The organism is Natrialba asiatica DSM 12278, from assembly GCF_000337555.1.
GTDB classification, from domain to species: Archaea; Halobacteriota; Halobacteria; order Halobacteriales; family Natrialbaceae; genus Natrialba; species Natrialba asiatica.
In genome coordinates, this window is the sequence record NZ_AOIO01000034.1 from 234019 (window position 1) to 260046 (window position 26028).

The window sequence follows — 26028 nt, forward strand, 5'->3', positions numbered from 1 at the left end:
GGTTGGTGTTCGAGGGCACCATCGGGATCACCACTCCCGTTATCACTATCACCATCGACCCACCATCGATCCATCACCGCCCTCGTGCCCGTCGGTGAACTCGGCCCGGAATCGCGACAGTCCTACAGGAGAAGACCGCGGACAATTCGGAAAGCGAAGAAAACGGAATCGGAAGGCGAGCGTTCCGATCCGTTGGTCAGCGATCTCGTTTTCCTTTGCCTAACCTGAGGTCTTACTCAGATTGGTCGTTCGCGCTGGTCGAGTCGTCGACGCCGGCCTTCCGGCGCAGCCACTCAAGGCCGAACGCTCCGCCGAGAAGGCCGGCACCGGTCGTGAAACCGGGCACGGTGTCGTCAGTGTCGTTCCCGGTGTCCGTCTCGTTTTCAGCGTTCGACTCGTTTCCAGTGTCCTCCATGCCGCCGTTTCCGGTTCCGGCATCGCTATCATTGCCGTCGGCAGACGCTCCGTCGTCGCCGTCGTCCCCCACCGTGTCGCTGTCGTCATCGCCGTCTTGTTGATCGTTTCCTCCGTCGGATCCGTCTCCCTCGCCGTTTCCTCCGTCCGTGTCGTTGTTTCCGCCACTCTCGTCGGATCCATTCTGCTCGCCGTTTCCTCCGTCCGTGTCGTCGTTCTCGCCACTGTCATCGGATCCGTCTCCTTCGTCGTTTTCGCCGTCCGTGTCGTCGTTCTCGTCACCCTCGTCAGGCTGGTCGTCCCCGCTGCTTTCGTCGCGAAGCGCCACGAGTTCGCCGTCGTGGTCGACGTAGATCGTCTCGCCGCTGATCGCACGAATCCGCCCAACCGGCGTATCATCCTTCGAGAGCGTCCACTTCTCGGACCCGTCGTACTTGTTCAGGGCGACGAGTTCCTCGTCGTAGTCCCGCCACTCGGGATCTGGGGGGCCCCCGTCCCGAGTGAAATACACGAACACGGTTTCGCCGCTGATAACGGCTTGCCCGTAGGTGTACATAACGTCGAGACCCCAACTGTATTCGTCACCGCGGATCGAATCACCGCCGTACCCGTTGTCGCCACCGCCGACGTGGATCTCCTCGCCGAATGCTATTTCTCCGTACCCGATGTCTACGGACTCGCCCGTTTGCGCATCGTGCAACGGCACCTCCGGAGAGCCACTGACGTCGTAACCGACTGCTGCCGACGTTGCGTAGATGGCATTGGTATAGTCACTGGAGCTAATGTAGGTTCCCTCCTGCCAGACTTCGGTACCCGTCTCGGGTTCGAGAGCGATCGGACCGGCACCCGTGACACTGTATATCACGCCGTTTGCCGCGGCGGTCGCTGCAACGAACTCGTACTCGTCCTCCTCGTTACCGTACGACGCAGCGGTGATCGACTCCTTCTTCCACCGAACCGAGCCGTCGTCAGCCTCCAGTGCGTACAGCGTGCCGTCGGCGACGGCGTACACGCCGCCGTAGGCGACCGTCTGCCAGACGATTTCCTCCTCGGGATCGAACTCGGTTTCCCAGCGAACGCTCCCGTCGGACCGGTCGAGCGCGACGACCTCGGTCCCGCTGAGATAGACGCTCTCACCGGCGACCGACGGATCGCTCGCATCCACCTCCGTGTTCTCCCAGACGACGGTGCCGTCCGTCGCATCGAGGGCGACGACGCCGTCGTCGGTCGGCGTGTAGACGGTCTCGTCGGCGACGGCGACGGTACCTGCGCCCGCACCCTCGAGGGACCACGCGGCCTCGAGTTCACCGCCGCTGAACTCGTGGCCGTCCGCGATGTATCTGGCGTGACCGGGGTCGCCTCGGTGTGACGGCCAGTCCTCGTTCGGNGGACCACGCGGCCTCGAGTTCACCGCCGCTGAACTCGTGGCCGTCCGCGATGTATCTGGCGTGACCGGGGTCGCCTCGGTGTGACGGCCAGTCCTCGTTCGGCCCCGGCTCGCGATCCGGATCCGGGAGTTCGTCGGTATCAGCCTCGGTGGCTCCGGCCTCCACCGAAGCGAGTCCGGTCCCGATCGACAGCGCTGCACCAGTCGCCAGTACGGATCGACGTTCCCACATAACAACACGTCCGTAGAAATACCAGTTATAATCCTATCTAGCAGTTAACGTTACTTTGTAGCGATGCAACTGTTTCAGACGATACTAGTCCTAGCCCCCTATCTGGTAGTTAACACGAGTTGTTAGCTGTCCAAGTGTTTCGAACGTTCTTTCTCCTGGAGGGACTTTCCGCAGGGTTTCGGTACGATAATGACCGTCCGATTACGTTTCAACCGTAGTTCTGAATGAAGGGGCCGCGTCACCAACTACTGGTAGATCCAACCCACCTACAGGTAGAAAATTATACAGGTCTCGACTGACTAGGCGGAAGCGATGCCCTCTACACGCCGGTCGTTTCTCGCAACGTGTACTATCGGCTGCAGCGCCCTCGCAGGCTGTTTTTCGACCGCCGACCCTGCCGCCGAGGGTTCGTGGTCGCGTCGAACCCTCGGGAACGCTCACACCGGGCGGTCGACCACCAACGGTCCGACGACGGACCTCTACACGGCCTGGAACCGAGAGCGCCCCGACAGCGGCGTGGTGAACTCCTCGCCGGTCGTCGAAGACGGCACCCTCTACCACGCCTACTCGCAGGAAGCGATGTCCGACGAACCCGGGGGCGCGTGGGTCGAGGCGTTCGACGCGGCGACCGGCGATTCCGAGTGGACGACCGAACTCTTCCGAACCAACGAGTCCTATTACTTCTATCACTCGGACTCGATGGTCGTCGACGGGGACCGGCTGTTCGTCCAGACCAAACCGGGGCTGGCGATGCTTACCACCGACGGCGAGCACCGGTGGACCGTCGAGAACCTCTATGAGAACCAACAAACCCCCGACGTAGTCACACCCGTCGTGACCGATGACATTGTCGTGTGCGGCACGTACGGTTCGGGGATCGACGAGCAGAACCCGATCGTCTACGGTGTCGATCCCGAAACGGGAGCGGAGCGCTGGCGAACGACCCTCCCCGAGTGGGGAGGAATGTGGCAACTGTCCGCGAGCGAGGAGGTCGTCTACGTCCCGTCCGTTCGACAGGGTCTCATCGGTCTCGATCTGGCCACGGGAGAAGAACAGTGGCGCTGGGAGGGACCTATTAGTGGGACGCCCACGGTCGTCGACGACCTGTTGGTCTTTGCCCTCCGAAATGAAGACGAAAATCAAAACGAAGACGAGAACGAGTTTACCCTCGCCGCGATGGATCGACACGATCGTTCGCTTCGCTGGCAGGTGCCGATCGGTTCTCGGTGGGCGGATGCGGGGCTGAGCGTCGCCGACGGCTGCATCTATCTCGAAACTAACTTCGGCGTCGAAGCGCGGCGCCTCGAGACGGGCGAACGCGTTTGGCGATTTGGCGGTGATCAAGACGACTACGGCAAGAGTTCGTCGGACGAACCGCTGTTTAGCCTCGCCGCGACACCCGTCGTCTCCGGGGACGCCGTCTACGCTCCGGGATACGTCCAACGCGAGACGACGTTCGGTCACTTGTTCGTCATCGACGCTGATACGGGAGAGGAACTCGATCGAATAGAGATGGGACGAAATGAAAAAGCCCGGGCGGCGACGCCGGCGGTCACGTCCGACCTCGTCTTTCTCACCGCAAATCACGGAACCCTCTACGCGTTCGGCGAGTGCGAGTCCAGCGTGGCCGGGCGGTGCCTGCGCGGTTGAGACCTCGACCGGCGGTTGACCGTGTCGTCGGTCAACCCGGGCCATGACGAATCAGTGAACTCGTTTCGTTCTCGGAATCGAAGACGGCCGTTTTATTACATGTTATTTTGACGTGTTTTGTATGCTCTCCACGCTCGCCAAACCCGCCGTTGTGCTCGTCGTCGGAATCGGGTTGCTGCTGAATCCAGTCTACTTCGCATCGGACGATCTAACCGGGAGCGGGACTGAAATCACCTACGCTGTCGAACCGATCGAAAACGAAAGCGACGCGGAACGTGTCGTCGAGTTCTCCGAACAAACGCTTCGCTGTGGAACCGAGCGGGCCTGTGCGCTCGAACGGCAAATCGCTTCGGAGGGAGCGGTCGAATACAACGGGTCGGTTCAAACCCTGTACGGGAGCGAGTTGGATCGGTGGAATCCGTACACCGACGCGTGGAAGCGGTACAAACTCGTTACCATCGGCGGCGAGTTCTACATCCCGACGACGGAGTACCGGGACAACGTGACGGTGTTGGGACACGAGAACGCGACGACGATGGAGGCGCTCGATCACATAGCGGTTCCGAGTAACGAGACGACTTCGAACGTCCGCAGGGCGATCGAAACCGGATCGATTACCCTCACCGACCAGCGGATCCCCGAGTTCGAACGGGGCGATCCGATCGCACACGATGGAGACGTGTATTACGGGACCACGAGCACCTCCAACTGGGGGTTATCGGAGGGCGTCCTACTGGGGCGGCTTACCCTCTTCATCACCGGCGGATCACTGATCGTTTCCGCCTGGTCTCGGCAGGGTCGCTGATTCAGCGGCCGGCATCGTAAACGGCGTTCACGCTACTTCGCTCCGAAGAGAGCAGCGAGCGGAGACGGTGGGTGACCGCAACAGCGTTCATCGGGTAACGCGTACAACGGCGAACGTGTCGGTAAACGGGCCCAGAAGCGGGAGGCTTTTGCGCCGTCCGTCCGAACAACGGATCATGGCGCAGGCAACCCAGGAGTTCGGCGAGTGGCCGCTCAAACGGCTGATGACGGAGGTCGTCGGATCGGGACACAAGTCCGCCGACGACATGACCCGCGAACAGGCGCGCGAGGCGTTCCAGCGCATCCTCGCGGGCGAACCAGACGAGACGACCCTCGGCGCGTTCTGGCTCGCAAACCGCTGGAAGCGAAACAACCCCGAGGAACTGGCGGCCTACACCGATGTCATGCGCGAACAGTCGGTGGTTACCGCCGAACCGGACGCCGACCCGGTCGACTGCGGCGCGAACTACGACGGCAAGCACACCTCCGCCATCCTCGGCGTCGGTGCCGGCGCCGTCGCCGCCGCCGCGGGCACGCCCGTCGTCGTCCACTCCGGCGACCGCGTCCCGACGCAGAAGGAACCCGCCTACAAACACGTCCTCGACGAACTCGGCGTCCGAACCGAACTCGTGCCCGACGAGAGCGCCGACATGGTCGACGAAACCGGCTTCGGCTTCTACTACCAGCCCGAGTTCAATCCGGGCATCCACGACCTGCACGGTCGGCGCGACCAGATGGGCGTTCGCACGTTCGTCAACACCATCGAGACCGTCGCGAATCCGTCGAACGCCGACGTCCACCTCGGCTCGTTCTACCACCTCGCGTTCGCGAAGAAGATGAGCGATCTGATCGCCGAAAGCGCCGAACTCGGCTACTCGCGGGCCATCTTCTTCCAGGGGATGGAGGGCTACGACGACATCCGGCCCGGCTACACGAAGGTGGCCGAATGGGACGAGGGCGAGGAGTTAGCGGACGACGAAATCGAGACCGCCGAGTACGGCATGGCGATGGAAGCCGATGACCTCGCCGTCGACGACGTTGCAGGAGACTCGGCTGCGATTACCGAAGCAGTCCTCGCTGGCGACCGCAACGACGAGTTCGCCGACGCGATCGCGCTCAACGGTGCGGTCCGGATGTACGCTCGTCGGGACGTTGACAGCCTCGATGCGGGACTCGACCGCGCTCGCGAGGTCATCGACGACGGCAGCGCCGAAGCGGTGCTCGAGGAGCTGCGAGCGTTTTAGGACAGCCGCGGCCACACATCACAGTAGTTACGTATTCGGTGAGATGTTGTAGATCCGATACAACTGTGGCCGGTTGTGCCACTATCGGTCGATTACTCGTCCTCGCGCGTTAAGGGCTGCTATCGTCCAGTGATCGGGGTTCAGTCGTGGAATTATCGGGGCGAGTTGACTCACTCGGGCAGTTTCAAACCGGCCGCCTGTGTTGGAGTACGTTCAAGAAACCAGGGGTTCACTGCCGCTTAGCCGGTGTTTCGACGCGCTATCCGGTAGCAAAACCCGGGCGAGGTATCGCGGACGCAGTTCGGTATCTACTGCGCTCGCGCTACCTATCCGATTGAAAACATAGTTGTGAAACTGGTACTCGTCGATCAGAAAGTGGGTTTTCCGTATACCCATTGCGATGTTCGATCGTCAAATCCGGTTGGCCGGTTGGCCGGTTCGCTCATCAGTTCGTTCGATCGGAACCGTCGTCGGAATCGTTCGTCGTCCTCGACGACTGCGGTCGGTCGTTGCGACCGCTGTTACTGCCGCGCGTCTTGCTCTCGGTGTCCGTGGCGTTCGGTGGTGACTGTGCTGACTGCCGGTCGTCTCCCCCTCCGTTTCCGTCCCGCTCACTCGCCTCGCCTTCGGTTCCGGATTCGCCGTCGTCCTGCTCGCCGCCGTTCTCCTGTGACCGTCGGATTTTGGCCATCGAACGACCGAAGATCGATCGGCCGTCGCCGAACAGACTCGGCTTTCCGTCGTGAGAGTTGGACTGGTTCGCCCGCTGGCGTTCGAGAAACGCCGGTTTACGAAGCGTCTCGGTGCTGTCCGCCGGGGGCGTATCGATATCGACACCGCGGATCGCATCCGGCAGCGTGTCCTCGGGATCGTCCGTCTCCTCGGCCTCGATGATCGTCTGGCCCTCGACGAGTTCTTCCCAGACCGCGCCCGGCGGTTCGCTCGCCCGGCCGGCCGCCTCGTCGCGGCCCTTCTGGTAGGCGAGGTCGACGAAGCTCTGGTCGTAGGTCGTCCCCACCTGTTCGGTCAGACGGTCGCGTTCGTCCGGATACGTTTCGCCCAGCCGCGTCGCGACGCCGAGTGCGTACGCGCGTTCGACGACCTCCTCGCGGCCGTCGATCGACTCCCAGTCGGTGCCGAATGTGTCGTCGTACATCGGGGTCAAGTCTGGATTTTCGTGTTCGGATCGACCCGTAGGCCGCGGTTTGTGAACTCGGCCTGTCGAATGTCACAATCGATCCGGGTGCCGCGCATTTTGATGATCTGGACGCCGCGAGTCATCCCGCCGGCTTCGAGATAGTTGTGCATGAAGACGACGCCGTGGGCCAGGTAGTGGCCGTCCGAGTACGAGGAGGGATCGGTCATCTCCGAGATGAGGACGACCGTCGCGTCGGCGCGCTTTAACTTCGTCAGGAACTTGATCAGCGCGTTGAGGTCGTCCGAGAAGTAGTACTCGAGCAACATCGTCGAGTCGATCACCAGCCGATCGACGTCGCGCGATTCGACGAACGCGACGAGCTGGTTCGAGAGGTTCTCGACGTTTGAAGGGAACTCGCCCGATCCTCGAGACGACGAAGAGAAGAGTCGTTGCGCTTCCTTGTCGAAGACGTTGAGCACTTTCACGTGGCCGGAACTGACCGCCTTGTCGAAGCCGAACTCGTAGTTCGCCATGTCGTCGACGAGTTCGGTTTGGGATTCGTGAAGCGTCAGAAACAGCGTGGTTTCGCCGTCGATCGCTCCTTTCGTCACGAACTGCGAGCAGAACGTCGTCTTGCCGCTGCCGGGCGGACCGCTGATGACGTACAGGCGGTCCTTCAAGATGCCGCCGTTGACCAGTTCGTCGAATCCCAGTACACCCGATGAAATTCGCATTGTCGGGAATCAGGAACGTGTCCGGTAAATAAATTCTGGCGGCCGACCAGTCCCGCGGTGCGGTTCGTCACAGTCGTCGGACGACGCCGTCGCCGCTCGTCACCGTCAGCGTTCCCGTCGAGGGATCGAACGCGAGCGAGCGGCCGTGGTAGCCGCCGAAATCCGTCTCGCGAATGCGAACGTTCGCGGCTTCGAGTTCACGCCTGACGGCCGCGACGTTGCGTTCGCCGATGGGTGGTACCTGATCGAACTCGAGCATCGTTGCGCCGCCGGCGACTTTGGCCCACGAGCGCGCCGGGTGGCCCCCGTGGGTGCGGAACGCATCGAGCATCGATTCGATGCCCGTGTCGGCGAACTTCGCATCGGGGTGGGTCCCGTTCGCGTCGGCGGCGGCCGGGAGCATGAAGTGCAAGAGCCCGCTCACGCCGGCGGTTTCGTCGTGGATCGCGACGCCGATACAGGAGCCGAGCCCGCTCGTCTTCAGCGTCGCGCCGTCGGTCGCGAGTGCGAACTCGGCGAGTCCGACGGGGATGACACCGGTTTCGTCCGACTCGCGCGGCCCCGACGGTCGATCGATCCGCGGGTTGTCAGGCATTCCCTGTGTCCTCTGTGGCGGTAGTGGTAAGGTGGTGCTTGGACGATGCAACTTCGGGTGCAGGGACGGTCACAGCGTGTCTACGTCGAGGATCATCACGACTTCGCCCTCGCCGAGGACGGATGCCCCGCTGATCCCGGGTGCGCCGCTCAGGACGCCCTCGAAGGGCTTGATGACGACCTCCTCCTGGCCGATAACGTCCGAGCAGCGGACGCAAACCTGTCTGACGCCCTCCTTGATGCGGACGACCATGTCGTCCCCGTCGGGTTCGGTGTCCGGAACGTCGAGGCGATCGCCGAGCGAGAGCAGCGGATAGACCTTGTTGTCGTGAGTGACGGTCCGTCGGCCCTCGACCGACTCGAGCGTCACGTCCTCGAACTCGGAGATTTCGTCGATGTTCTTGATCGGGATACCGTAGGTCTCGTCGCCGGCCGTCACGAACAGGACGCGGACGATGGCGACGCTGACCGGCAGCATGAGCGTGATGGACGTTCCCTCGTCGGGTTCGCTCTCGACGTTGATCGAGCCGTCGACGCCGCGGACGACCTGGTTGACCACGTCCATCCCGACGCCGCGGCCGCTGACTTCCGTGACCTCGTCGGTCGTCGAGAAGCCGGGGTGGAAGATGAGGTCGTAGACCTCGGAGTCGTCGAGGAGCGCGACCTCGTCCTCGCTCATGATGCCCTGTTCGACCGCCTTGGAGCGGATTTTCTCCACGTCGAGGCCGCCGCCGTCGTCTTCGACCGTCACGGAGACGCGATCGCGTTCGCGTTCGCCCGAGAGCGTGATCGTCCCCTCGCGGGGCTTGCCCTTGCGTTCGCGTTCCTCGGGCGATTCGATCCCGTGGTCGACGGCGTTCCGGATGAGGTGCATCAGCGGATCGCTCAGTTCGTTCAGGATCGAGCGGTCCATCTCGATATCGACGCCCTCCATCCGGAAGTCGATCTCCTTGTTCTGCTCGCGCGCGAGGTCGCGAACGACCCGCGGGAAGTTGCCGACGATCTTCTTCAGCGGCACCAGCCGAATTTCGAGGACGGTATCCTGCAGGCTCGCCGTGATCTTGCCGTGCTCCTCGAGTTCGTCTTCGGCCTCGACGAGGTCGCTGCCTTCGATGATCTTGCGGAGCTTGATCCGACTCGTGACCATCTCCTCGACCTGGTTGTAGAGCTGATCGACCTGTTCGACGTCGACCCGAATGGATTCGACTTCCTTGCTGCTGTGGGTGACGCTCGATTCGCTCGTCGAGTCCGAATCGCCGTCGGTCGACTCGTCGGCGTCGGCGTCGGCATCGGTGATCTCGTCGGTCGCATCATCCTCGACCCCGTCGTCGCCGTCGCTGTTGCCGTCGTCTCGCTCGTCGGCGACGATTTCGTCAGTCACTTCGGCGACGGAGACGCCCTCGACGTACCGGTCGTCCTCGAAGAACGACGCGACACTGTCGCGGTCCGCGTCCGAATCGGTCGTCGCGACGTAGGCGTCGAAGGCGGCGTCGAACTCGCCGTCCTCGATCGCCGCGTTCGAGGGGACCGTCCGGAGCAGCTCGAACTCGTCGCTCGCCGAGTCGATGACGAACATCGCGTCGACCTGGGGCGAGCCGGTGTCGGCGACCTCGAGTGCGGCCCGGTAGACGCTCGTCTCGGCCTCGAGTTCGGCGAGGTCGACGTCGCCGGCGAGGTCGGCGAGCGGGACGTCGCGGTCGCTGTCGACGGCGTCTGCGTTTGCCGCCGATCCATCAGTCGCCTCGGTCTCGTCGCCGGCTTCAGCGGCCGCCTCCTCGTCGATCGACGCTCGAATCGCCTCGATCGTCTCCGCCGGATCGGTGTTCGTCTCGCCCGTGTCAGAGATTTCCTCGACCATCCGAGCCAGGTGGTCGACGCCGCTGAAGATGAGGTCCATGCGCTCGGCCGTGACCGCGAGTTCGCCGTCGCGGATGCAGTCGAGCAAGTCCTCGATCGCGTGGGCGAGGTTGCTCGCCGTCGTATAGCCCATCACGCCGAAGTTGCCCTTGAGGTTGTGGGCGACCCGGAACACGGTCTCGATGGCGTCCGAACTCTCGGGGTCGTCCTCCAGATCGAGCAGGGCGTTGTTTAACTTCTGGATGTCTTCCTGGCTCTCCTGAACGAAGGTGCTGGTCGCGTCGCTCACGCGGACCACCCCCGAAAGGCGTTCGTGATTCCTTCGGCGATCCGGTCCTTCGGAAGGACCATATCGACATCGACCTGTTCGGCGGCGACCTTCGGCATGCCGTAGACGCGGGACGTGTCCTCGTCCTGGACGATCGCCTTCCCGCCGGCGTCCGTGATCGTCCCGAGTCCGGCTGCGCCGTCGGCACCCATCCCGGTGAGAACGACACCGGCGAGATTGCCGGTGACCGTTTCGGCTGCGGTTTCCATCGTTACGTCGATCGCCGGCCTGACGTTATGTCGTTTGGGGCCGTCGCCGTGGGAGACGGTCAGTTCCCCACCGGTTGCGTCGGTCACCCGAAGGTGTGAGCCCCCCTTCGCCAGGACGCCCTCACCGGGGCCGACCGTATCGCCGTCTCGCGCCTCTCGAAAGTCGTACGCCGTTCTGTCGTTGAGCCGTTTTGCGAACCGCTCTGTGTAATGATCTGCCATGTGTTGGACCACCAGTACCCGCAACCCTGCCCGCGGTGGCAGCTCGGACAGCACTCGTTCGACGACCCGCGGGCCGCCGGTCGACGCACCGATGACGAGCGTCGGATCGCAGGGAAACTCGGCGTTGACGGCGATGGGCTGGGGGTCGGACCGCTCGCGGCTGGACCGTTCCGTCTCCATCCCCGCCACGTCCGCCCGCGCGACCGCCCGGACCCGATCGACGATCGTCTCCTGCCGGGACCAGATATTGACCGAGCCGTCCCCTGACGGCTTCGCCAGGAAATCGACCGCACCGGCCTCCAGCGCGTCGAACGTCGCATCCGCGTTGCGCGTCGTCTGGGAACTGATGACAAGCATCGGAATCGGATGCTCGGCCATCACCCGTTCGATGACCTCGTGACCCGTCAATCCCGGCATCTGGATGTCGATCGTCGCCACGTCGGGATCGTGACGCTCGATGAACTCGACCGCCTCGTTCCCGTCTTTGGCCCGGGCGACCACGTCGATGCCGCCGTCTTCGAGGATCTTTCCGAGCGTCTCGCGCATCACCGCCGAATCGTCCGCGATAACTGCTCGAACCATTAGCTGCGTCTCCCGTCTCCGTGACGGGCAGGGAGTGGTTCTTGCGCGCAGCGGTGTGTTCCGCCGCGATCCCGTCCCGATCGGGTCGCCGTCCGCGCCACGCCGTCCCGTCTCTCCGGTTCCCGAGTCGGACCGCCGAGGTGCCTCTCCCGGTGCTCGGTCCATCCGACCCCATCGCCCGACACGCCAGCACTGGCCGTCCGACGGACGGGAAAACCAGCCGCCGCGGCCGCCGCAACCGCCGTCTCGACGGTGTCGACGCTCGATCCGTTCACTGCCATGGCACTGGTTTGTGATGACCTCCGCATAAAGCGTTCGGCCGCTGTGACCCGTTGTGAGCGTGACACCACCGCCGCCACTACTGCTGCCGCCACGAACTCCCTGGCCGTGTGAGTTATGTAGGCAGAGTTGAAACGACTCACTCGAATGGCGGGAGCTGCTCGGCTGTGTGTGACAAATCAGAAAGGAGGCGTCGGAAAGACGACCGTCGCGATCAACCTCGCCGGTGCGTTGAACGAACTCGGACGGGACGTGCTCTTCGTCGATCTCGATCCGCAGGGCAACGCGACCGAGGGGCTCGGACTGCTCGAGGCCTACGACGACGACCCGCCGTCGCTGCTCGACGGTCTCGTCGATCCGGCCGGCGTCGAACTCGACGCCCTGCGCCGCGAACACGCGGAGATGGACGTCGTCACGAGTAACGTCGATATGAACGCGGCCGAATCGACGCTCGTCCAGGAACCGGACGGCGAGACGCGGCTGGATACGCTGCTGGACCGGTTCGAAACCGACGGCGACTACGACGTCACGATCGTGGACTGTTCGCCACACCTCGGGCTGTTGACGGACAACGCGTTGTACGCGACGGCAAACCTCGTGATCCCGGCGCTCGCCGAACCGACGAGCAAGCGCTCGCTCGAGTTGTTATTCGACTACGTCGGGGCGCTCGAGATGGATCACGACGTGACGATCGAACCGCGGGCGCTGGTCGCAAACCGGATCGAGAACACGCGGGCGGCGACGGAGATGCTCGAGTGGTTCGACGAGGCGTTACCGAGCGTGCCGTTGTTCCGGGTTCGAAAGCGGGTCGCTCTCCAGCGGGCGTTCGCCGCCGGCAACTCCGTCTTTGCAGTCGACGAGGAGACGGACATGACCGAGGTGTTCCTCGACGTGGCCGAGACGGTCGACGAGCAGTGCGGCCCACGGGAGGTACCGGCATGACCGACGACAGAGCACGACGCATTCGAGAGATGCGCAATCGCGCGACCAATGGTACCAAAAGCGACGACGACGCTGAGACGGCGTCCGAATCTGAATCTGAATCTGAATCCGAGGCCGAGGCGGAGACTGAATCGACGGCTACGACCGAAACCGAACTCACTCCGTCGGGCGCAGCGGAGACGGAGCGGGAAACGGCGACCGCTGCCGACGCGGAACCGAACCCAGATCCGTCCGAAAATTCGGACACGGACGGCGAGGTGAACTCGAGTCGGGATACGGACGCGGCCGACGCAGCAGACACGTCGACAGCCGAACCAACACCTCCCGAAGAGACGCACGAGGGCGAGGTGGCCGTCACCGATGGTGATGGCAACAGTACCGGAACTGGTACCGGTGGAGCCGCTACCGAAACTGAGAGCGCACCCGCCGACGCTGCCGCCACCAACGATACCGACACCGGAACCGATACCGACACCAGCGACGTCACAGTCAACTACGACGAAACCGAGACGACCGCCGACGCGACCGCCACCGCCGACGCCAGTGCCAACGCTAACGCAACCACCACCGAACTCGGCGGCGCAATCGCCGGTCAGTCCGCCGTCGCAAACCTCGCGGACGTCGGCTCCGAACCGACCGTCGACGCCTCGGCCATGATGGAGGATACGGACGGCTACGGCGAGGGCACCGCCGGTCGCAAGGATGAGATGTTCGAGCAGGGCAACACGCTGATCCACTCCGCCCACGACGACGAGTCGACCATCCAGATGCTCGAGTTCTATCTCAACGAGAACCGATACGCCATCGAAATCGACCGGATCAGCGCCATCGTCGAGATGAAAGACATCACGCGCTTTCCGCGCGGCCCAACGGCGATCGACGGCGTGACGGACCTGCGCGGCGAGATCACGGGCGTTCTCGATCCGACGACGATGCTCGACGTCGAGCGCAACGAACTCTCGGACGACCAGTACATCGTGGTGCTCGAACGCGACGACGACAAGCAGAAACTCGGCGTCCGCGTGACCGACGTCTCTCAGGCGGTCACCTACCGCGACTCCCAGATCGACGAAACGGGCAGCGTGATGGACGCCGCGGGCGACCACCAGCACGACTGCGTCCGCGGCATCATCAAGAAACAGGACGGCGACGACCGGACGACGCTCGTCGCCTGGCTCGACATCGACGAACTCATCGAAACGATCGACTAGGTGAGACGCTGTTTTCCGTCGCGACTCGAGGCTCGATCACCGGTCGAGTGACCACCGTATATGACTGTTATGGCCGTCCAGCGCCCGCCTCACCCGAATCTGCAAAAACACTTATTTAGCTGACTATCACTGTCACGACTATGCCCAGAACGGACGGCGGAGCCTCCCGTCTCGAGACCGCGGCCGACACCGACCGCGCCACCGAGCGCAACGGCCCGGCCTCGAACGCGGACAGAGACGCCATCGCGAACGTCACCGTCGACCCCGCAAGCGTCGACCGCGCGACCGAACTCGTGTCACTGGACGCCGAGGACGAGGCCCGACTCGACTCGCTATCACGCATCTTCGAGAGTGCTCGATCGGATCTCCCCGAAGCCGCCACCGAGGCCGCCTGTCGCCATCCCGCGGTCTCGAGCGCCCTCGACCAACAGCCCGACGCGAGCACGCGCGACCTCGAAGCCGCGCAGTCGGCGCTGCTAGACGGTCTCGAAGGGGGCCGAACCGACGCTACGTTCTTCGACGACCGGCTGGCGAGTCCAGCCATCGCGACCCTTCTCGCGGCCGGCCCCGACGCCTACATCGGCTCGTTCGGTGCCGTCTACGAGACGCTCCTCGCAGAACTCGGTGCCGATGTGAAAGCCGAGTTCGGGAGCGCGGGTGGAGACGGTGTGCCGAGTGGCGATCGTGATCGTGATCGTGACGACGACACCAACTCCGTCGACGCTGCCAGCGGCAACGCCGTCGACGACGCCGTCGACGCGGTCGTCGACCGAACGCTCTCGCTGCTGCGCCTGACCCTGGTCGACCAGCAACTCGCGATGCAATCCTACGCGAGCGCCCACGAATCGCGGGTCGAGTCGTACGAACGGCAACTCGCGGAGGACGACGCCCGACTCGCGGAGTACGAGTCCCGACTCGAGGAACGGGCCCGAACTCGCGACGACCGCGAGAACACCCACGCGCGCATTCAGGACACGCTCAGCGACGCCGCGAACTCGACCGACGCCGTCACCGACCGGACGACCGAGATTTCCGATCTTGCGAGCGAGCAGTCGAACGCGATGAACGAGATCGCAAGCGAGGTTTCGGGGCTCTCGGCGACGGTCGAGGAGATCGCCTCGAACGCCGAGGAGGTCAGTGCGACGAGCGAACGCGCCGAAGAAATCGCGAACGATACCACGGACACGGCCGAGGAGGCCATCGACCAGATGGAAGGTGTCGAGGAAGCCACGGACGAGGTGACGGCGGACGTCGAAGACCTGCGCGAGAGCGTCCAGAAGATCGACGAGATCGTCGACGTGATCAACGACNGGCTGGCGAGGCCGGTGACGGCTTCGCCGTCGTCGCCAACGAGGTCAAGTCCCTCGCCGAGGAGTCCCAGGAGGAAGCGAAGAACATCGAGCGGATGATCGGGCAGATCCAGAACGATACCGAGGAAACCGTCGAAAGCCTCGACACGGCAAACGAGCGCGTCTCGACCGGTGTCGATCTAGTCGAGGAGACGGTCGACAATCTAGAACGGATCGAAGACTCGGTGCAGGAGGCAAGTACCGGCATCCAGGAGGTCGCAACGGCAACCGACGACCAGGCCGCGAGCACCGAAGAGGTCGCGAGCATGACCGACACCGCGATGGAACAGTCCCAGCAGGTCGTCGACGGTCTCGGAACGATCGACGAGCACGCGACGACGGTCGAGGACCTGCTCGAGGAGATCGAAACCGACGTCCGCCGCCTCTCGACGGACGCGAACTGACCACTACCGCCATGAGCACGACGAACACGGACGACGGCACGCAACAACCCGACGAGAGCCAGACGAACACGACCGCGAGCGAAAGCGCACACATCCTCGAGTTCGATCTCGGCGAGAACAGGTACTGCGTCGATATCGGATACGTCGCGGAGATCGTCAACACCGACGAGTTGACACCGATCCCGAACACGCCGGCCCACGTCGAGGGCGTGATGGATCTGCGCGGCGAGACCACGAAAATCGTGAATTTGCGGACGATTTTCGGCGAGGACGACGGCGATGAACTCGGGAGTCGGATCATCGTCTTCAAGCGAAAGCGCGGGTCGACGGATCGGATCGGGTGGCTCGCGGACGAGGTCCACCAGGTTCGACAGCTAGAGACGGACGCCGCGGATACGTCGGTCGAGGGGGACGGGATTGCGGGGATCGTTCGCCAGGACGACGAGTTCGTCCTGTGGATCGATCCGACGGCGGTTCGCGTGTGAGTTCCCGACGCGTCGATCGGCCGCCCGAGAGCAGGGCTCGATTCGGGGGGTGCCGACTCCGACCGGGCGTCAGCACTCGGCTGCTGCCATCAAGTATATGATCGGATCGGCGAAAGAAGAGACTAATGCGTACGCAACGCGACGAGCAACGGGACCGGAACCGAGAGTCGGGCCGGAATGCAGATTCGGATTCGAAGGGCGGAGCCGAGTTCGCGATCGACGCGACGAATCGGCGGCAGGTCGACGGGGAAGCACTCGCCGACGAAATCGGCCTCGATCGCCGCGAGATCGAGCGGCGAAAGGCGTTCACCGGCTTCGGGCCCGAAGACGTCGACCGGCTCGAGTCGATGGAATCGCTCTTCGACGACATCGCCGACGAACTCGTCGCGGAGTTTTACGACCACCTGCAGTCGGACGCGGCGGCGACGGCGATTATCGATCGTTCCTCGAAGTCAGTCGAGGCGCTCAAACGAACTCAGTCCGAGTATCTCAGGGACCTCGGCCGCGGCGAGTACGGCAAACAGTACGTCGAGCGCCGGGCCAGGATCGGCAAGATTCACGACATGCTCGATCTGGGACCGAAGTTCTATCTCGGCGGCTATACCATCTACTACGAGGGCATTCTCGATGCACTCGCCGACGAGGCGAAAGCGGATATGGAAGCAGCGGCTGTTCCCGCCGGTGCGGCCGAAAGCGGCGTCGAAAGCGGACGTGAAAGCGGGAGCGAGACTGGGGCCGAGATCGCGGGGACGATCGACGCGAGCGACAGCGACGACACGCTCGTTCCGCTCTCACAAGCCCGTGCGATGGTCGATGATGTCGTCGAGCACTCGCTGTCCGCGCTCAAACTGCTGAACGTCGACCAGCAGATCGCGATGGATACCTACATCACCGCCTACGCGGACGTCGAGGCTGAACTCGAGCACCGAACGCACGTCTCGCAGAACGTCCAACAGTCCGTCACTGAACTCCGGGAGCGGTCGGCGGAGGTTTCGGATCGCTCCGGTGAGATCAGCGAGTTGGCGGCCAGCCAGTCCGACGCGATGGGCGAGATTTCGAGCGAGGTCGCGGGGCTCTCGGCGACGGTCGAGGAGATCGCCTCGAACGCCGAGGAGGTCAGTGCGACGAGCGAGCGCGCCGAAGAAATCGCGAACGATACCGCGGACACGGCCGAGGAAGCGATCGATAAGATGGGCGTTGTCGACGAGGCGGCGAATGAGGTGACGGCGGACGTCGAAGACCTGCGCGAGAGCGTCCAGAAGATCGACGAGATCGTCGACGTGATCAACGACATCGCCGACCAGACGAATCTGTTAGCGCTCAATGCGTCGATCGAGGCGGCGACGGCTGGCGAGGCCGGTGACGGCTTCGCCGTCGTCGCCAACGAGGTCAAGTCCCTCGCCGAGGAGTCCCAGGAGGAAGCGAAGAACATCGAGCGGATGATCGNGCTTCGCCGTCGTCGCCAACGAGGTCAAGTCCCTCGCCGAGGAGTCCCAGGAGGAAGCGAAGAACATCGAGCGGATGATCGACCAGATTCAGGAGGATACCGACGAGACCGTCGAAAGTCTCGAAACCGCAAACGACGAAATCGAGAGCGGTGTCGAACTGGTCGAGGAGACGGTCGACAATCTCGAACGGATCGAAGACTCGGTACAGGAGGCAAGTACCGGCATCCAGGAGGTCGCGACGGCAACCGACGACCAGGCTGCAAGCACCGAAGAGGTCGCGAGCATGACCGATACTGCGATGGACCAATCGCACGAAGTCGCCGACGAAATCGAGGCGATCGTCGAGCAAAACGATCAGGTCGACGAGCTGGTAGACGAAATCGAATCGGAAGTCGACCGACTCGCGCAGGACGAACTGTCGAACTCTCGTCGCCACTGAAAGCCACTGACAGACAGTGTACACCTAATCGCACGACTACTGTGTGAGTAGTGTGTGAACAGTTTCAGTTGGTACTACGGGTGGCCTCTCGAGTTCAGTTGCAGTCGTTGGTGGCGGCTCACGGGTATCGAACGAAGTAACGCACGGCGAACGAGCGGAGAGCGTCGAGCGAAGACGGGGAGAGCGGGAGGTCGGTGGAGAAACGAGCGGCCGAACCGCGCGGCTCAATCTGCGGCGTGAACTGTCTCGGGAACGTCGGCGTCTCCGTCGCTATCCGGCACGATATCGTCCGTAGGTGGCGAGTTCATCGCAGCGGTCGGTGCGGTATCGCCGAGTGCAGCCGTACTCTCGAGAACCAGGCCGCCGAAGCCGGCGAGCCAGACGATATCGAGGTACGTCGCGAGCGTTTGGCCGACGAACGCGTCGGTAAACGCGAGGTTTTGCTCGGACAGCAGCCCCGTCACGAGGAGGCCGACGAACGCGAGGACGGTCAGTTTTTTGAGTCGGGTGTACAGCAGTAGTCGTTCACTGCCGGTTCGTTTCCCACCGGGTGCGAGCGGCCCGTACAGCACGCCGGTCAGTGCGATCACGCCGGCCGCGATGACGAGCGAGACGAGCGTTCCGGCGCGGCCACCGAGAATCCAACTCGCTACCGTCGCCCAGAGACTGATCAGAATCGCGCCGAACGCCGCCAGCGTATACCGGCGGTCTGCACCCGAAACGGCACCGAGGACGTAACAAACCGTTCCCCAGGCGATCGAGTACCCCAAAAACCGTGCGATGGACTCTTCCCGACCGGTCGTCGTCACGGTCAGCAGCTCCGCAGCCATAAGCAGATACGCCACGCACATCGCGGCGCACGCACCGACGACCGCGTAGCCGTACCGTCGCGAGTTCACCGCGAGCCGGCGCGTCCGGACGAGGAAGCCGACGGTCATCGCCGCGAGGATCGCACTCGTTAGCGTGAAGGTGGTGGTGTGTTCGATCATCGGCACTCGTTAGTCGTCACCCGCGCCGGGGACGCCAGCCGCGGCCGGCGTCGCATCAGTCCGTCTCTCGATCGTGAACGTCGCAAGCAGTTCGTTCAGCCGCTGTGCTTGCTCGTCGAGGTCGCCCGCCATCGACGAGACGTTCTCGGTCGTCGCCGTCGTCTCCTCGGCTGCAGCCGCGACCTGTTCGGACTGGCTACTCGTCTCCGCCGAGACGCTTGTCACGTCGTCGACGATCGTCGCGAGTTCCTGGGCTGAACTCGCCTGGTCGTCTGCGGTCTGGGCGATTTCCTGAATGCTCGCGTCCATCTGATCAGCTTCCGTGGTGATCGTTTCGAGCTGAGATTGGAGCTCCTCGACGCGCGTTGCAGTCATCTTGATGTTCGAGTCGACCGTCGTAATCTCGTCCGCGGTCGTCTCGGTACGGTCGCGGATCGATTCGAGCGTGCCCTCGATTTCGTCGACGGCGTCCATCGTCTCCTCGGCGAGGGCCTTGATCTCGTTGGCGACGACGGCGAAGCCGTTACCGCTCTCGTTCGCGCGGGCCGCTTCGACGTTCGCGTTCAGCGCGAGGAGGTTCGTCTGGTCGGCGATGTCGTCGATGAGCGAGATGACTTCGCCGATCTGGTCCGCCTCGCGGTTGAGTTCGTCGACGGTCCCGACGACGCGTTCGGTCGTCGCGACCAGTTCGTCGATATTGTCCGCCGCGTCGGCGGCAGCGTGCTGGCCGTCGTCCGCCAGCGTCGACATCTCCTCGGACTGGGTCGCGATTTCGGAGGTCGTCGCGGCGACTTCTTCGGTGGCCGCAGAGAGGTCGCTGACCTCGCTTGCCGCAACTTCGAGGTCGTCGGTTTGTCCCGTCGCTCCGTCCGCGATCTCCTGGACCGACTCGGCGACTTCCTGGCTGGCTGCGCGGATCTGCTGGCTCGAGCCCTGGAGATCCGCAGACATCTCATCGACCGTCTCGCTCGTCTCCTGAACCTCGATGACGACATCGCCGATCTGGTCGAGCATCCGATTGAACGAGTCGGCGATCGCCTGCATAGCCTCGTCGTCGACCTGCGGGTCGAGGCGCTGGCTGAGATCGCCGTCGGCACACTCGTCCATCACGGCCGAAAAGCGCTGTGCCTCCTCGACGAGGAGGTAATTCTGGCGCTCAGCCTGGTGCTGGAGATCTTGAATCCGCTCTCGCTCCGCCTCCAACTGTTCGGCCTGCTGTTCGGCCTCTTGCTGGGCCGTCTGCGCCCGCTCCCGTTCGCTTTCCATGTCCTTGAGCGTCGTCTCGAGGGAGTCACGCATCGTCCCCACCGACCCGTACAGGCGGCCGATCTCGTCGACGCGGTCGGTTTCCAAGTCCACGTCGAACTCGCCATCACCGATCCGCTCGGCGCTGTCACCGAGTTGGCGAAGTGCGAGCGCGACGTTGCCGCCGAGGACGATCCCGACGAGCCCGAGATTGACCGAGAAAACGACCAGTAATCCGGTCAGCGCGGCGATGGCTCGATCCTGGATCCCGTCCGCCGGCCCGTTGACGATGTGGAGTCCGAACAGCACTCCGAATCCGATCGTCACGGCGGCAACACAGCCCAGTGCGACGGCTATTTTAACACTATACTGGCGTCGAATCGTCGTCGGTATCAGTGAATCGAGTTGCATCCCGTAGTCTCCTCGCAGCGTGGTATAGGGTCAGTTCAACCGGCTGGCTGAACCGACTCTCGATAGTACCGTATCCCTCACACTCGGCGTACATAACCGTTGTTGCCGGCGACTCGTACGACGAGACACGGTATCGCTGACCAGTCGCTGCCGCTCCAATCACGGCGCCTGCTGCCGTGAGCAGAGATACCACTCCCACCACAGGTAAGACCCACAGCGTAACCGCGCCCGGATTCGTGGTTTCAGCCAGTTGTAACGCGCGTACGGCGCGTGGATAGAGCGGTGGTGTTCGTCCGAGTGCAAAGTTCAAGGCTGGCACGGGGCCACTCGATCGTTCCGCGGCTTTCGAGAGGGTCCTCTCGAGTATCTCTCTGTCGAGGACGCCGTGAGAAGTACTGTCGAGGACGTTCATGGCAGTACTATGATGGTAAAGGCAAACGATCGGTGCTGGACTTACACGCGACTGGTGTTTGTGGGCCGCGACGCAACGAACGACGGTCGCTATCTCGGGGCTTGCCAGCGGTTTTCCGCATTCACGGCGATAACATATCTTCGAATATACATATGCGAATCAACGATTAGGGACACGTAAGACGGCCACACAGTGTCGGAAGATTATTATTGCACGAAATCTGAAAGTTAAGTAGAACCGTGACTGCCGACGACTCGTTCACCGCGCTTCTCGATTATATGGAAACCGAACTGGGATTTTCGACCAGCCATTACAACGATAGCTACCTCGACCGACGAGTCACGGCTCGACTCCGACGAACGGAGTGTGACGACTACGACGAGTACTTCGAGTACCTCCGGGCGAATGCCGACGAACAGGCAGCACTGCTCGATTCGATGAGTATCAACGTCACGGGCTTCTTCCGCAACCCCGCGGTCTGGGACGGTCTCCGAGACGTTCTCCGAACGCTTTCGGCGAGCGAACGGCGACTCACCATCTGGAGTGCCGCCTGTGCGGACGGGCGCGAACCCTACTCCCTCTCGATGCTCGTCCACGACGACCCCCGGATCGACGAGAACGCCGTCGAAATCCTGGCGACCGACATCAGCGAGGACGCGCTCGAAGTCGCCCGCCGGGGCGTCTACGAGGACTCCCGAACGACCGACCTCGGCGGTGAACTCGGGTTCCTCTCGAACTACGAGCAGTACGTCGACCACGATCCCGACGCCGACACGTATCGCGTCCGCGAGTCGGTCAAACGATCCGTTACCTTCGAACGACACGACCTCATCAGCGGCGCGTCGAAATCCGGATTCAACCTCGTGACCTGCCGGAACCTGTTTATCTACATCGACACCGAGTACAAGCGCTCGATGCTCGAGACGATCGCCCGGTCACTTCGCCGGGACGGCTATCTCGTCATCGGCAAAAGCGAGACGATTCCGCCGGCCCTCAAGTCCACGTTCGAGGCGACTGACAATCGCCATCGGATCTACCGTCGAACGTAGGACCGAAACGCGTTTGTTTTCCCCGCCGACCGGATGTACTAACCCGTATCCTCGCTTCTATTATCAGATATAAAACCGGTTTATGCCCATACGGTTGTAAAGCTTATGGCCGTCCGGCAGTGCAGTCGACCTGAACCGTCCCTACTCGAGCGACGCACAGGCGGTGTCAACGCCGCTATCTCTGATTATCTCGAACACCGATCTTTTGACCCTCTGATTCTCGTTATACGTTCGATGGACACGCACCACCATCACTATCCCCTTTCCCTCACGATCAGTATTACCATCATCACGACTCTCACCGGTGCTCACAGCCGTGTTTATCACAGCCCCCAGTGTCATTATCTTGGTCAATATCATTAAGTAATCTGAGTGTATTGACTCGTCCATGGATGTGCTGATCACGGACGATTCCGGCTTCATGCGGGATCTCCTCCGTGAAATTTTGGAGGAGGACCACACCATCGTCGGCGAGGCCGAAAACGGGGTCGAAGCCGTCGAACTCTATCAGGAAGAACAGCCGGACATCGTCTTTATGGACATCGTGATGCCGATCAAAGACGGAATCGAGGCGACCGACGAGATCACCGATATGGACTCCGCCGCAAAGGTCGTCATGTGCACCAGCGTCGAGCAGGCCGAGCAGATGAAAGACTCGATCAAAGCCGGTGCCGAAGGGTACATCACGAAACCGTTCCAGAAGGAGAGCGTCCTGGAAGAACTCAACAGCATCGCCGCCGAGTAATTCTCCATGCAAATCGACATCCGCGAGCTCGAGACTTACCAGGAGCTCGCTCACGACGGTGCCCAATCGGCCGCCGAGTCGCTCTCCCAGCTCACCGGCATCAGTACGACCGTCCAGGTGACGAACGTCTCCCTGATGGCCTCGTCGGATCTCCAGTACGAGTTCATCGGCAACGAGTACGCCGGCGTCAACATCGACCTCTCCGGCGAGATCGCGGGCGAGGTCGTCCTGGCGTTCGACGAGCAGGGCCGAACGGCCATCACGGACGAACTCGTCCCGGCCGACGATCCGGCGAAGAAAAAGAGCAGCATCAAGGAAGTGGGCAACATCATGTCCAGCGGCTTCGTCGACGGCTGGGCGAACTACCTGAACGCGAAGATCAAGAGTTCGCCGCCGGCGTACATCGAGGGGACCGGTACCGACGTGCTCCCGAAGTCCGCGACGAACGAGGAGAATTACCTGTTCGTCTTCCGGAGTCGCGTCGAGGCGTCCCACGACGGGGTCAACGAACCGATCGACTTTCGAATCCTTCTCGTTCCCGACTCGAGTTCGCTCGAGCGCGCGTTCGAGCCGAAGACCGACGACATCGTCTCGGTGGAGAAGCTCAAGGTCTTCAACGACATGACCAAGGAGGGTGCGGAGAAGGCCGCGACGAACATCACGTCGATGACCGGCATCGATACGACCGTCGAGATCAGCCGACTGACGCTGGTGCCGATTGCGGACATTCCGATGGAGGTCGGCAACAAGCGCTACGTCGGCACGGTCATGCCGTTCGACGGGAAATTCAGCGGGAATCTCGTGATTCTCTTCGACCAGCCCTCCGGTCGCGCCGTCGTCGATTCGCTCGTGCCGATGGAGACAGACGAACAGTGGGGGTCCGTCGAGCAGGGGGCGCTGAAAGAACTCGGCAACATCATGACCAGCGGGTTCGTCGACGGCTGGGCGAACGTGTTGAACGCCGAGATCAAGCACGAACCGCCCCAGTTCGTCGCCGACACCGGCTCCTCGATCATGACGCCGATCACGGCCCAGATGGCCGAAACCGACGACCACGCGTTCATGCTCGATTCGAATATCCAGACCAACAGCGACCAGGTGTTTACCTGTCAGATGCTCGCGCTCCCGCGCCGCGCCGAACTCAAGCAGGCGCTCGACGACTTGCTGATCGAGAACTCGGAGAATACGCGCGTCGATCCGGACGAGCTGTTCGACCGATAACGGTACCGTCGTTTCGTTCGTCGCCGTCTGCCGGTCGCCTCAGGCGTTGACGTCTTCGATCCGTTCGCTCACGATAATCCGTCCCTTCGCAGTCAGCGACAGCCCGTTGCCGTTCTCGAGCACGAGGTCTTTGTTCTGGACCGAGTTCAACACGTTCGTCACGTAGGCCGGGTCGCCGTCGAGCATGTTCGTAAAGTCGATGTCGCCGCCCGTCGCGTGAATGCCGACCAGCACGCGCTTTTCGGGGTTCGTCAGATCGATATCCGCCACTTCCTCGCGCAGGTCGTCGAACTCGAGGCGGAGGAATCGGCCGAGCAGGTTGACGTACTGGCTCTTTGACGGCGAGATTAGCGACGTTTTGGTCAGCCCGGCGTCGGTGTCGGTGTCGATGTACTTGACGACCAGCGTGACGCGGTCGTCGCGGTCGCCGAGCTTGTTCGAGCGCTCGATTCGCATGACGGTTTCGACGTCGAAGCTGAACGTGTCGCGCTTGGTCGTGACCTCGATTTGCCGGTTCTTGATGCGGATCTTTCCCGGGACGACGGGCGTGTCTTTCACGCGCCCGCCGACGCGTGACGGGTGTTTGACCGCCGCCTTTCGGCCGTTGAGCAGACAGCGGAAGAGGATCGCAACGAAGGTGTCGACGGTTTCGCCCGTGCTTTCGATGACCGCGCTTCGCGTCGTTCCGTCCACGTCGTACCCGATCGTGACCGTATCGTCGAAAAACTGCTTGACGTGGCTCGGAACGTTGCCGACGTTAATATCGATCATCGTCGAGAGCGGAATCGTCGTCTTGTCGTCGTTCGTCGCGAGGACGAGCCGCCGTCTGGTCATGATGATCCGTCCCGACGTTGGCGTGGCCGGCGAATCACCGTGGTTACGGAAAAACCTGCCAGTAAAGTCGGCGACGACGTCTTCAGTCATACTCCGTTCTTCTGGGCGAAATCTCTTAGCTCTTTACACGACGGTCGCTGACGAACTCGTCGCCACCGTCACAGTCGGCGGTCGGCGGCTCGTCAGTCCGGCCGCGTCACGTGGAACGGCAGCCCCTCGACGCCGTCGCGTTGGAAGGAGTCGATCGCCGAGTTCACCTCGTGATACTCCAGGATGTTCTCCTGGATCATCCGCTCGATGATGTCGGCGCGAAACTGGAGGTCGTCATAGATGTCGCGGGTGTCGGCGTAGCCGAGCAGGGTCGCGATCTGTTCTTCCAGGACGTAGGAGTTGTTCATCCCCTGGAAGACGATTTCGTCCTCGACGGGGTCCCAGTAGAACACCTGTCGGGTGACGACCCCGTCCATCTCCTCGGAGTAGCCTTCGATTTCCTGCACGCTCGTGACGCGACGGAGCACGTCGTCGCCCTGTTTCACGCGGTTCTGGAACAGCGCGACGTCGGCGTTGTCCATGAACGTCTCGGGCACGTTGATCGGGTCCCCGGTAAAGCGCTGGATCATCGAGACGATATCGCTCGCGTGGAAGGTCAGCATGACCGGGTGGCCGGTCTGGGCCGCCTGGAACGCCATGCGACCCTCCTCGCCACGAACCTCGCCCACGACGATGTACTCCGGGCGGGACCGCAGTGCGGCCTCGACCAGGTTGAACATGTCGACGTCCGCGCTGTCCTCGCTGCGACTTTCCCGCGTCAGGAGCTGCTGCCAGGTGTCGTGTGGCGGCAGCACCTCGGCGGTGTCCTCCGCGGTGTAGATCTTCGAGTCGCGGGGGATGAACGTCATGATGGAGTTCAGCGTCGTCGTCTTCCCCGACGCCGTCTCGCCGACGACGAAGACGGTGCGTTCGTTCTCGAGGCACAGCCAGAGGTACGCGGCTAACTCGGGCGAGAGCGTCCCCCAGTTCGTAATCTGCGTGACCGAGAGGGGGACCTCGTCGCCCTGACGGATGGTGAGGCTCGGCCCTTTCACGCTCACGTCGTCGCTGTAGATCACGTTCAGACGCGAGCCGTCGGGTAGCGTGGAGTCGACGATCGGCTCGGCGTCGGTCATCGGG

At 62.8% G+C, this 26028-nt stretch carries 19 protein-coding genes and 3 pseudogenes; 11 read left to right on the forward strand and 11 right to left on the reverse strand.

Features of this window, described 5'->3' with window-relative positions; translation table 11 throughout:
* Nucleotides 1–232 precede the first annotated feature (232 nt).
* Nucleotides 233–2033, reverse strand: a pseudogene (locus C481_RS15855) (outer membrane protein assembly factor BamB family protein).
* A gap of 312 nt (nucleotides 2034–2345) precedes the next feature.
* On the opposite strand from C481_RS15855, the gene C481_RS15860 reads away from it, so the two are divergent.
* The 3 genes from C481_RS15860 to C481_RS15870 all read left to right on the forward strand — a co-directional run bounded on the left by C481_RS15860 (nucleotide 2346) and on the right by C481_RS15870 (nucleotide 5731).
* Complete coding sequence (locus C481_RS15860) at nucleotides 2346–3683, forward strand: outer membrane protein assembly factor BamB family protein (RefSeq protein WP_006110298.1); 1338 nt, start codon at nucleotides 2346–2348, stop codon at nucleotides 3681–3683.
* 121 nt (nucleotides 3684–3804) lie between these two features.
* Entirely contained in the window at nucleotides 3805–4488 is a 684-nt protein-coding gene (locus C481_RS15865) for a hypothetical protein (RefSeq protein ID WP_006110299.1), read from the forward strand.
* A 175-nt stretch (nucleotides 4489–4663) separates the two neighbouring features.
* Nucleotides 4664–5731: an anthranilate phosphoribosyltransferase gene (locus C481_RS15870; protein WP_006110300.1), complete on the forward strand. Its 1068-nt coding sequence runs from the start codon at nucleotides 4664–4666 to the stop codon at nucleotides 5729–5731.
* A 445-nt stretch (nucleotides 5732–6176) separates the two neighbouring features.
* Here C481_RS15870 and C481_RS15875 read toward each other — a convergent pair whose 3' ends face one another.
* The 5 genes from C481_RS15875 to cheB all read right to left on the reverse strand — a co-directional run bounded on the left by C481_RS15875 (nucleotide 6177) and on the right by cheB (nucleotide 11395).
* Nucleotides 6177–6887, reverse strand: a complete 711-nt coding sequence (locus C481_RS15875) for a hypothetical protein (protein WP_006110301.1) — start codon at nucleotides 6885–6887, stop codon at nucleotides 6177–6179.
* A gap of 5 nt (nucleotides 6888–6892) precedes the next feature.
* Nucleotides 6893–7603 (reverse strand): RAD55 family ATPase, encoded by a 711-nt coding sequence (locus C481_RS15880; RefSeq protein WP_006110302.1) that lies wholly within the window; start codon nucleotides 7601–7603, stop codon nucleotides 6893–6895.
* A gap of 67 nt (nucleotides 7604–7670) precedes the next feature.
* Nucleotides 7671–8198, reverse strand: a complete 528-nt coding sequence (locus tag C481_RS15885; protein ID WP_006110303.1) for a chemotaxis protein CheD — start codon at nucleotides 8196–8198, stop codon at nucleotides 7671–7673.
* A gap of 69 nt (nucleotides 8199–8267) precedes the next feature.
* Nucleotides 8268–10352 (reverse strand): chemotaxis protein CheA, encoded by a 2085-nt coding sequence (gene cheA, locus C481_RS15890; RefSeq protein WP_006110304.1) that lies wholly within the window; start codon nucleotides 10350–10352, stop codon nucleotides 8268–8270.
* Nucleotides 10340–11395 (reverse strand): chemotaxis-specific protein-glutamate methyltransferase CheB, encoded by a 1056-nt coding sequence (gene cheB / locus C481_RS15895; protein WP_006110305.1) that lies wholly within the window; start codon nucleotides 11393–11395, stop codon nucleotides 10340–10342. Before cheB ends, cheA begins: the two co-directional genes overlap by 13 nt.
* A 426-nt stretch (nucleotides 11396–11821) precedes the next feature.
* Between cheB and C481_RS15905 the strand changes: the two genes are divergently transcribed.
* From C481_RS15905 to C481_RS15925, 5 genes and pseudogenes are all read left to right on the forward strand, one after another.
* A complete protein-coding gene (locus C481_RS15905) occupies nucleotides 11822–12616 on the forward strand; it encodes a ParA family protein (RefSeq protein WP_006110308.1) in 795 nt (264 codons plus the stop codon).
* Nucleotides 12613–13827 (forward strand): chemotaxis protein CheW, encoded by a 1215-nt coding sequence (locus C481_RS15910; RefSeq protein WP_049904702.1) that lies wholly within the window; start codon nucleotides 12613–12615, stop codon nucleotides 13825–13827. The genes C481_RS15905 and C481_RS15910 overlap by 4 nt, the downstream gene beginning before the upstream one ends.
* A gap of 140 nt (nucleotides 13828–13967) precedes the next feature.
* A pseudogene (locus C481_RS23205) lies at nucleotides 13968–15580 on the forward strand (methyl-accepting chemotaxis protein).
* 11 nt (nucleotides 15581–15591) lie between these two features.
* Nucleotides 15592–16065, forward strand: a complete 474-nt coding sequence (locus C481_RS15920) for a chemotaxis protein CheW (protein ID WP_006110310.1) — start codon at nucleotides 15592–15594, stop codon at nucleotides 16063–16065.
* Nucleotides 16066–16190: 125 nt separating this feature from the next.
* A pseudogene (locus tag C481_RS15925) lies at nucleotides 16191–17952 on the forward strand (globin-coupled sensor protein).
* 224 nt (nucleotides 17953–18176) lie between these two features.
* Here the strand turns inward: C481_RS15925 and C481_RS15930 are convergent.
* Genes C481_RS15930 through C481_RS21985 form a run of 3 tightly spaced genes read right to left on the reverse strand, consistent with a single transcriptional unit; the run spans nucleotide 18177 to nucleotide 21009 of the window.
* Nucleotides 18177–18941, reverse strand: a complete 765-nt coding sequence (locus C481_RS15930; protein ID WP_006110312.1) for a bacteriorhodopsin — start codon at nucleotides 18939–18941, stop codon at nucleotides 18177–18179.
* Nucleotides 18942–18950: 9 nt separating this feature from the next.
* Nucleotides 18951–20597, reverse strand: a complete 1647-nt coding sequence (locus C481_RS15935) for a methyl-accepting chemotaxis protein (protein ID WP_006110314.1) — start codon at nucleotides 20595–20597, stop codon at nucleotides 18951–18953.
* Nucleotides 20551–21009, reverse strand: a complete 459-nt coding sequence (locus C481_RS21985) for a hypothetical protein (protein ID WP_161605636.1) — start codon at nucleotides 21007–21009, stop codon at nucleotides 20551–20553. Before C481_RS21985 ends, C481_RS15935 begins: the two co-directional genes overlap by 47 nt.
* A 239-nt stretch (nucleotides 21010–21248) precedes the next feature.
* On the opposite strand from C481_RS21985, the gene C481_RS15940 reads away from it, so the two are divergent.
* The 3 genes from C481_RS15940 (at nucleotide 21249) to C481_RS15955 (ending at nucleotide 24024) form a co-directional block, all read left to right on the forward strand.
* Nucleotides 21249–22058, forward strand: a complete 810-nt coding sequence (locus C481_RS15940) for a CheR family methyltransferase (RefSeq protein ID WP_006110315.1) — start codon at nucleotides 21249–21251, stop codon at nucleotides 22056–22058.
* A gap of 388 nt (nucleotides 22059–22446) precedes the next feature.
* Nucleotides 22447–22803: a chemotaxis protein CheY gene (gene cheY, locus C481_RS15950; protein WP_006110317.1), complete on the forward strand. Its 357-nt coding sequence runs from the start codon at nucleotides 22447–22449 to the stop codon at nucleotides 22801–22803.
* A 6-nt stretch (nucleotides 22804–22809) separates the two neighbouring features.
* Nucleotides 22810–24024, forward strand: coding sequence for a chemotaxis protein CheC (locus C481_RS15955; protein ID WP_006110319.1), 1215 nt, complete (start codon nucleotides 22810–22812; stop codon nucleotides 24022–24024).
* Between the two features lie 39 nt (nucleotides 24025–24063).
* Here C481_RS15955 and C481_RS15960 read toward each other — a convergent pair whose 3' ends face one another.
* Entirely contained in the window at nucleotides 24064–24948 is an 885-nt protein-coding gene (locus C481_RS15960; RefSeq protein WP_006110320.1) for a CheF family chemotaxis protein, read from the reverse strand.
* Nucleotides 24949–25040: 92 nt separating this feature from the next.
* A partial coding sequence (locus C481_RS15965; protein ID WP_006110322.1) for a type II/IV secretion system ATPase subunit occupies nucleotides 25041–26028 on the reverse strand: 988 nt, incomplete at its 5' end.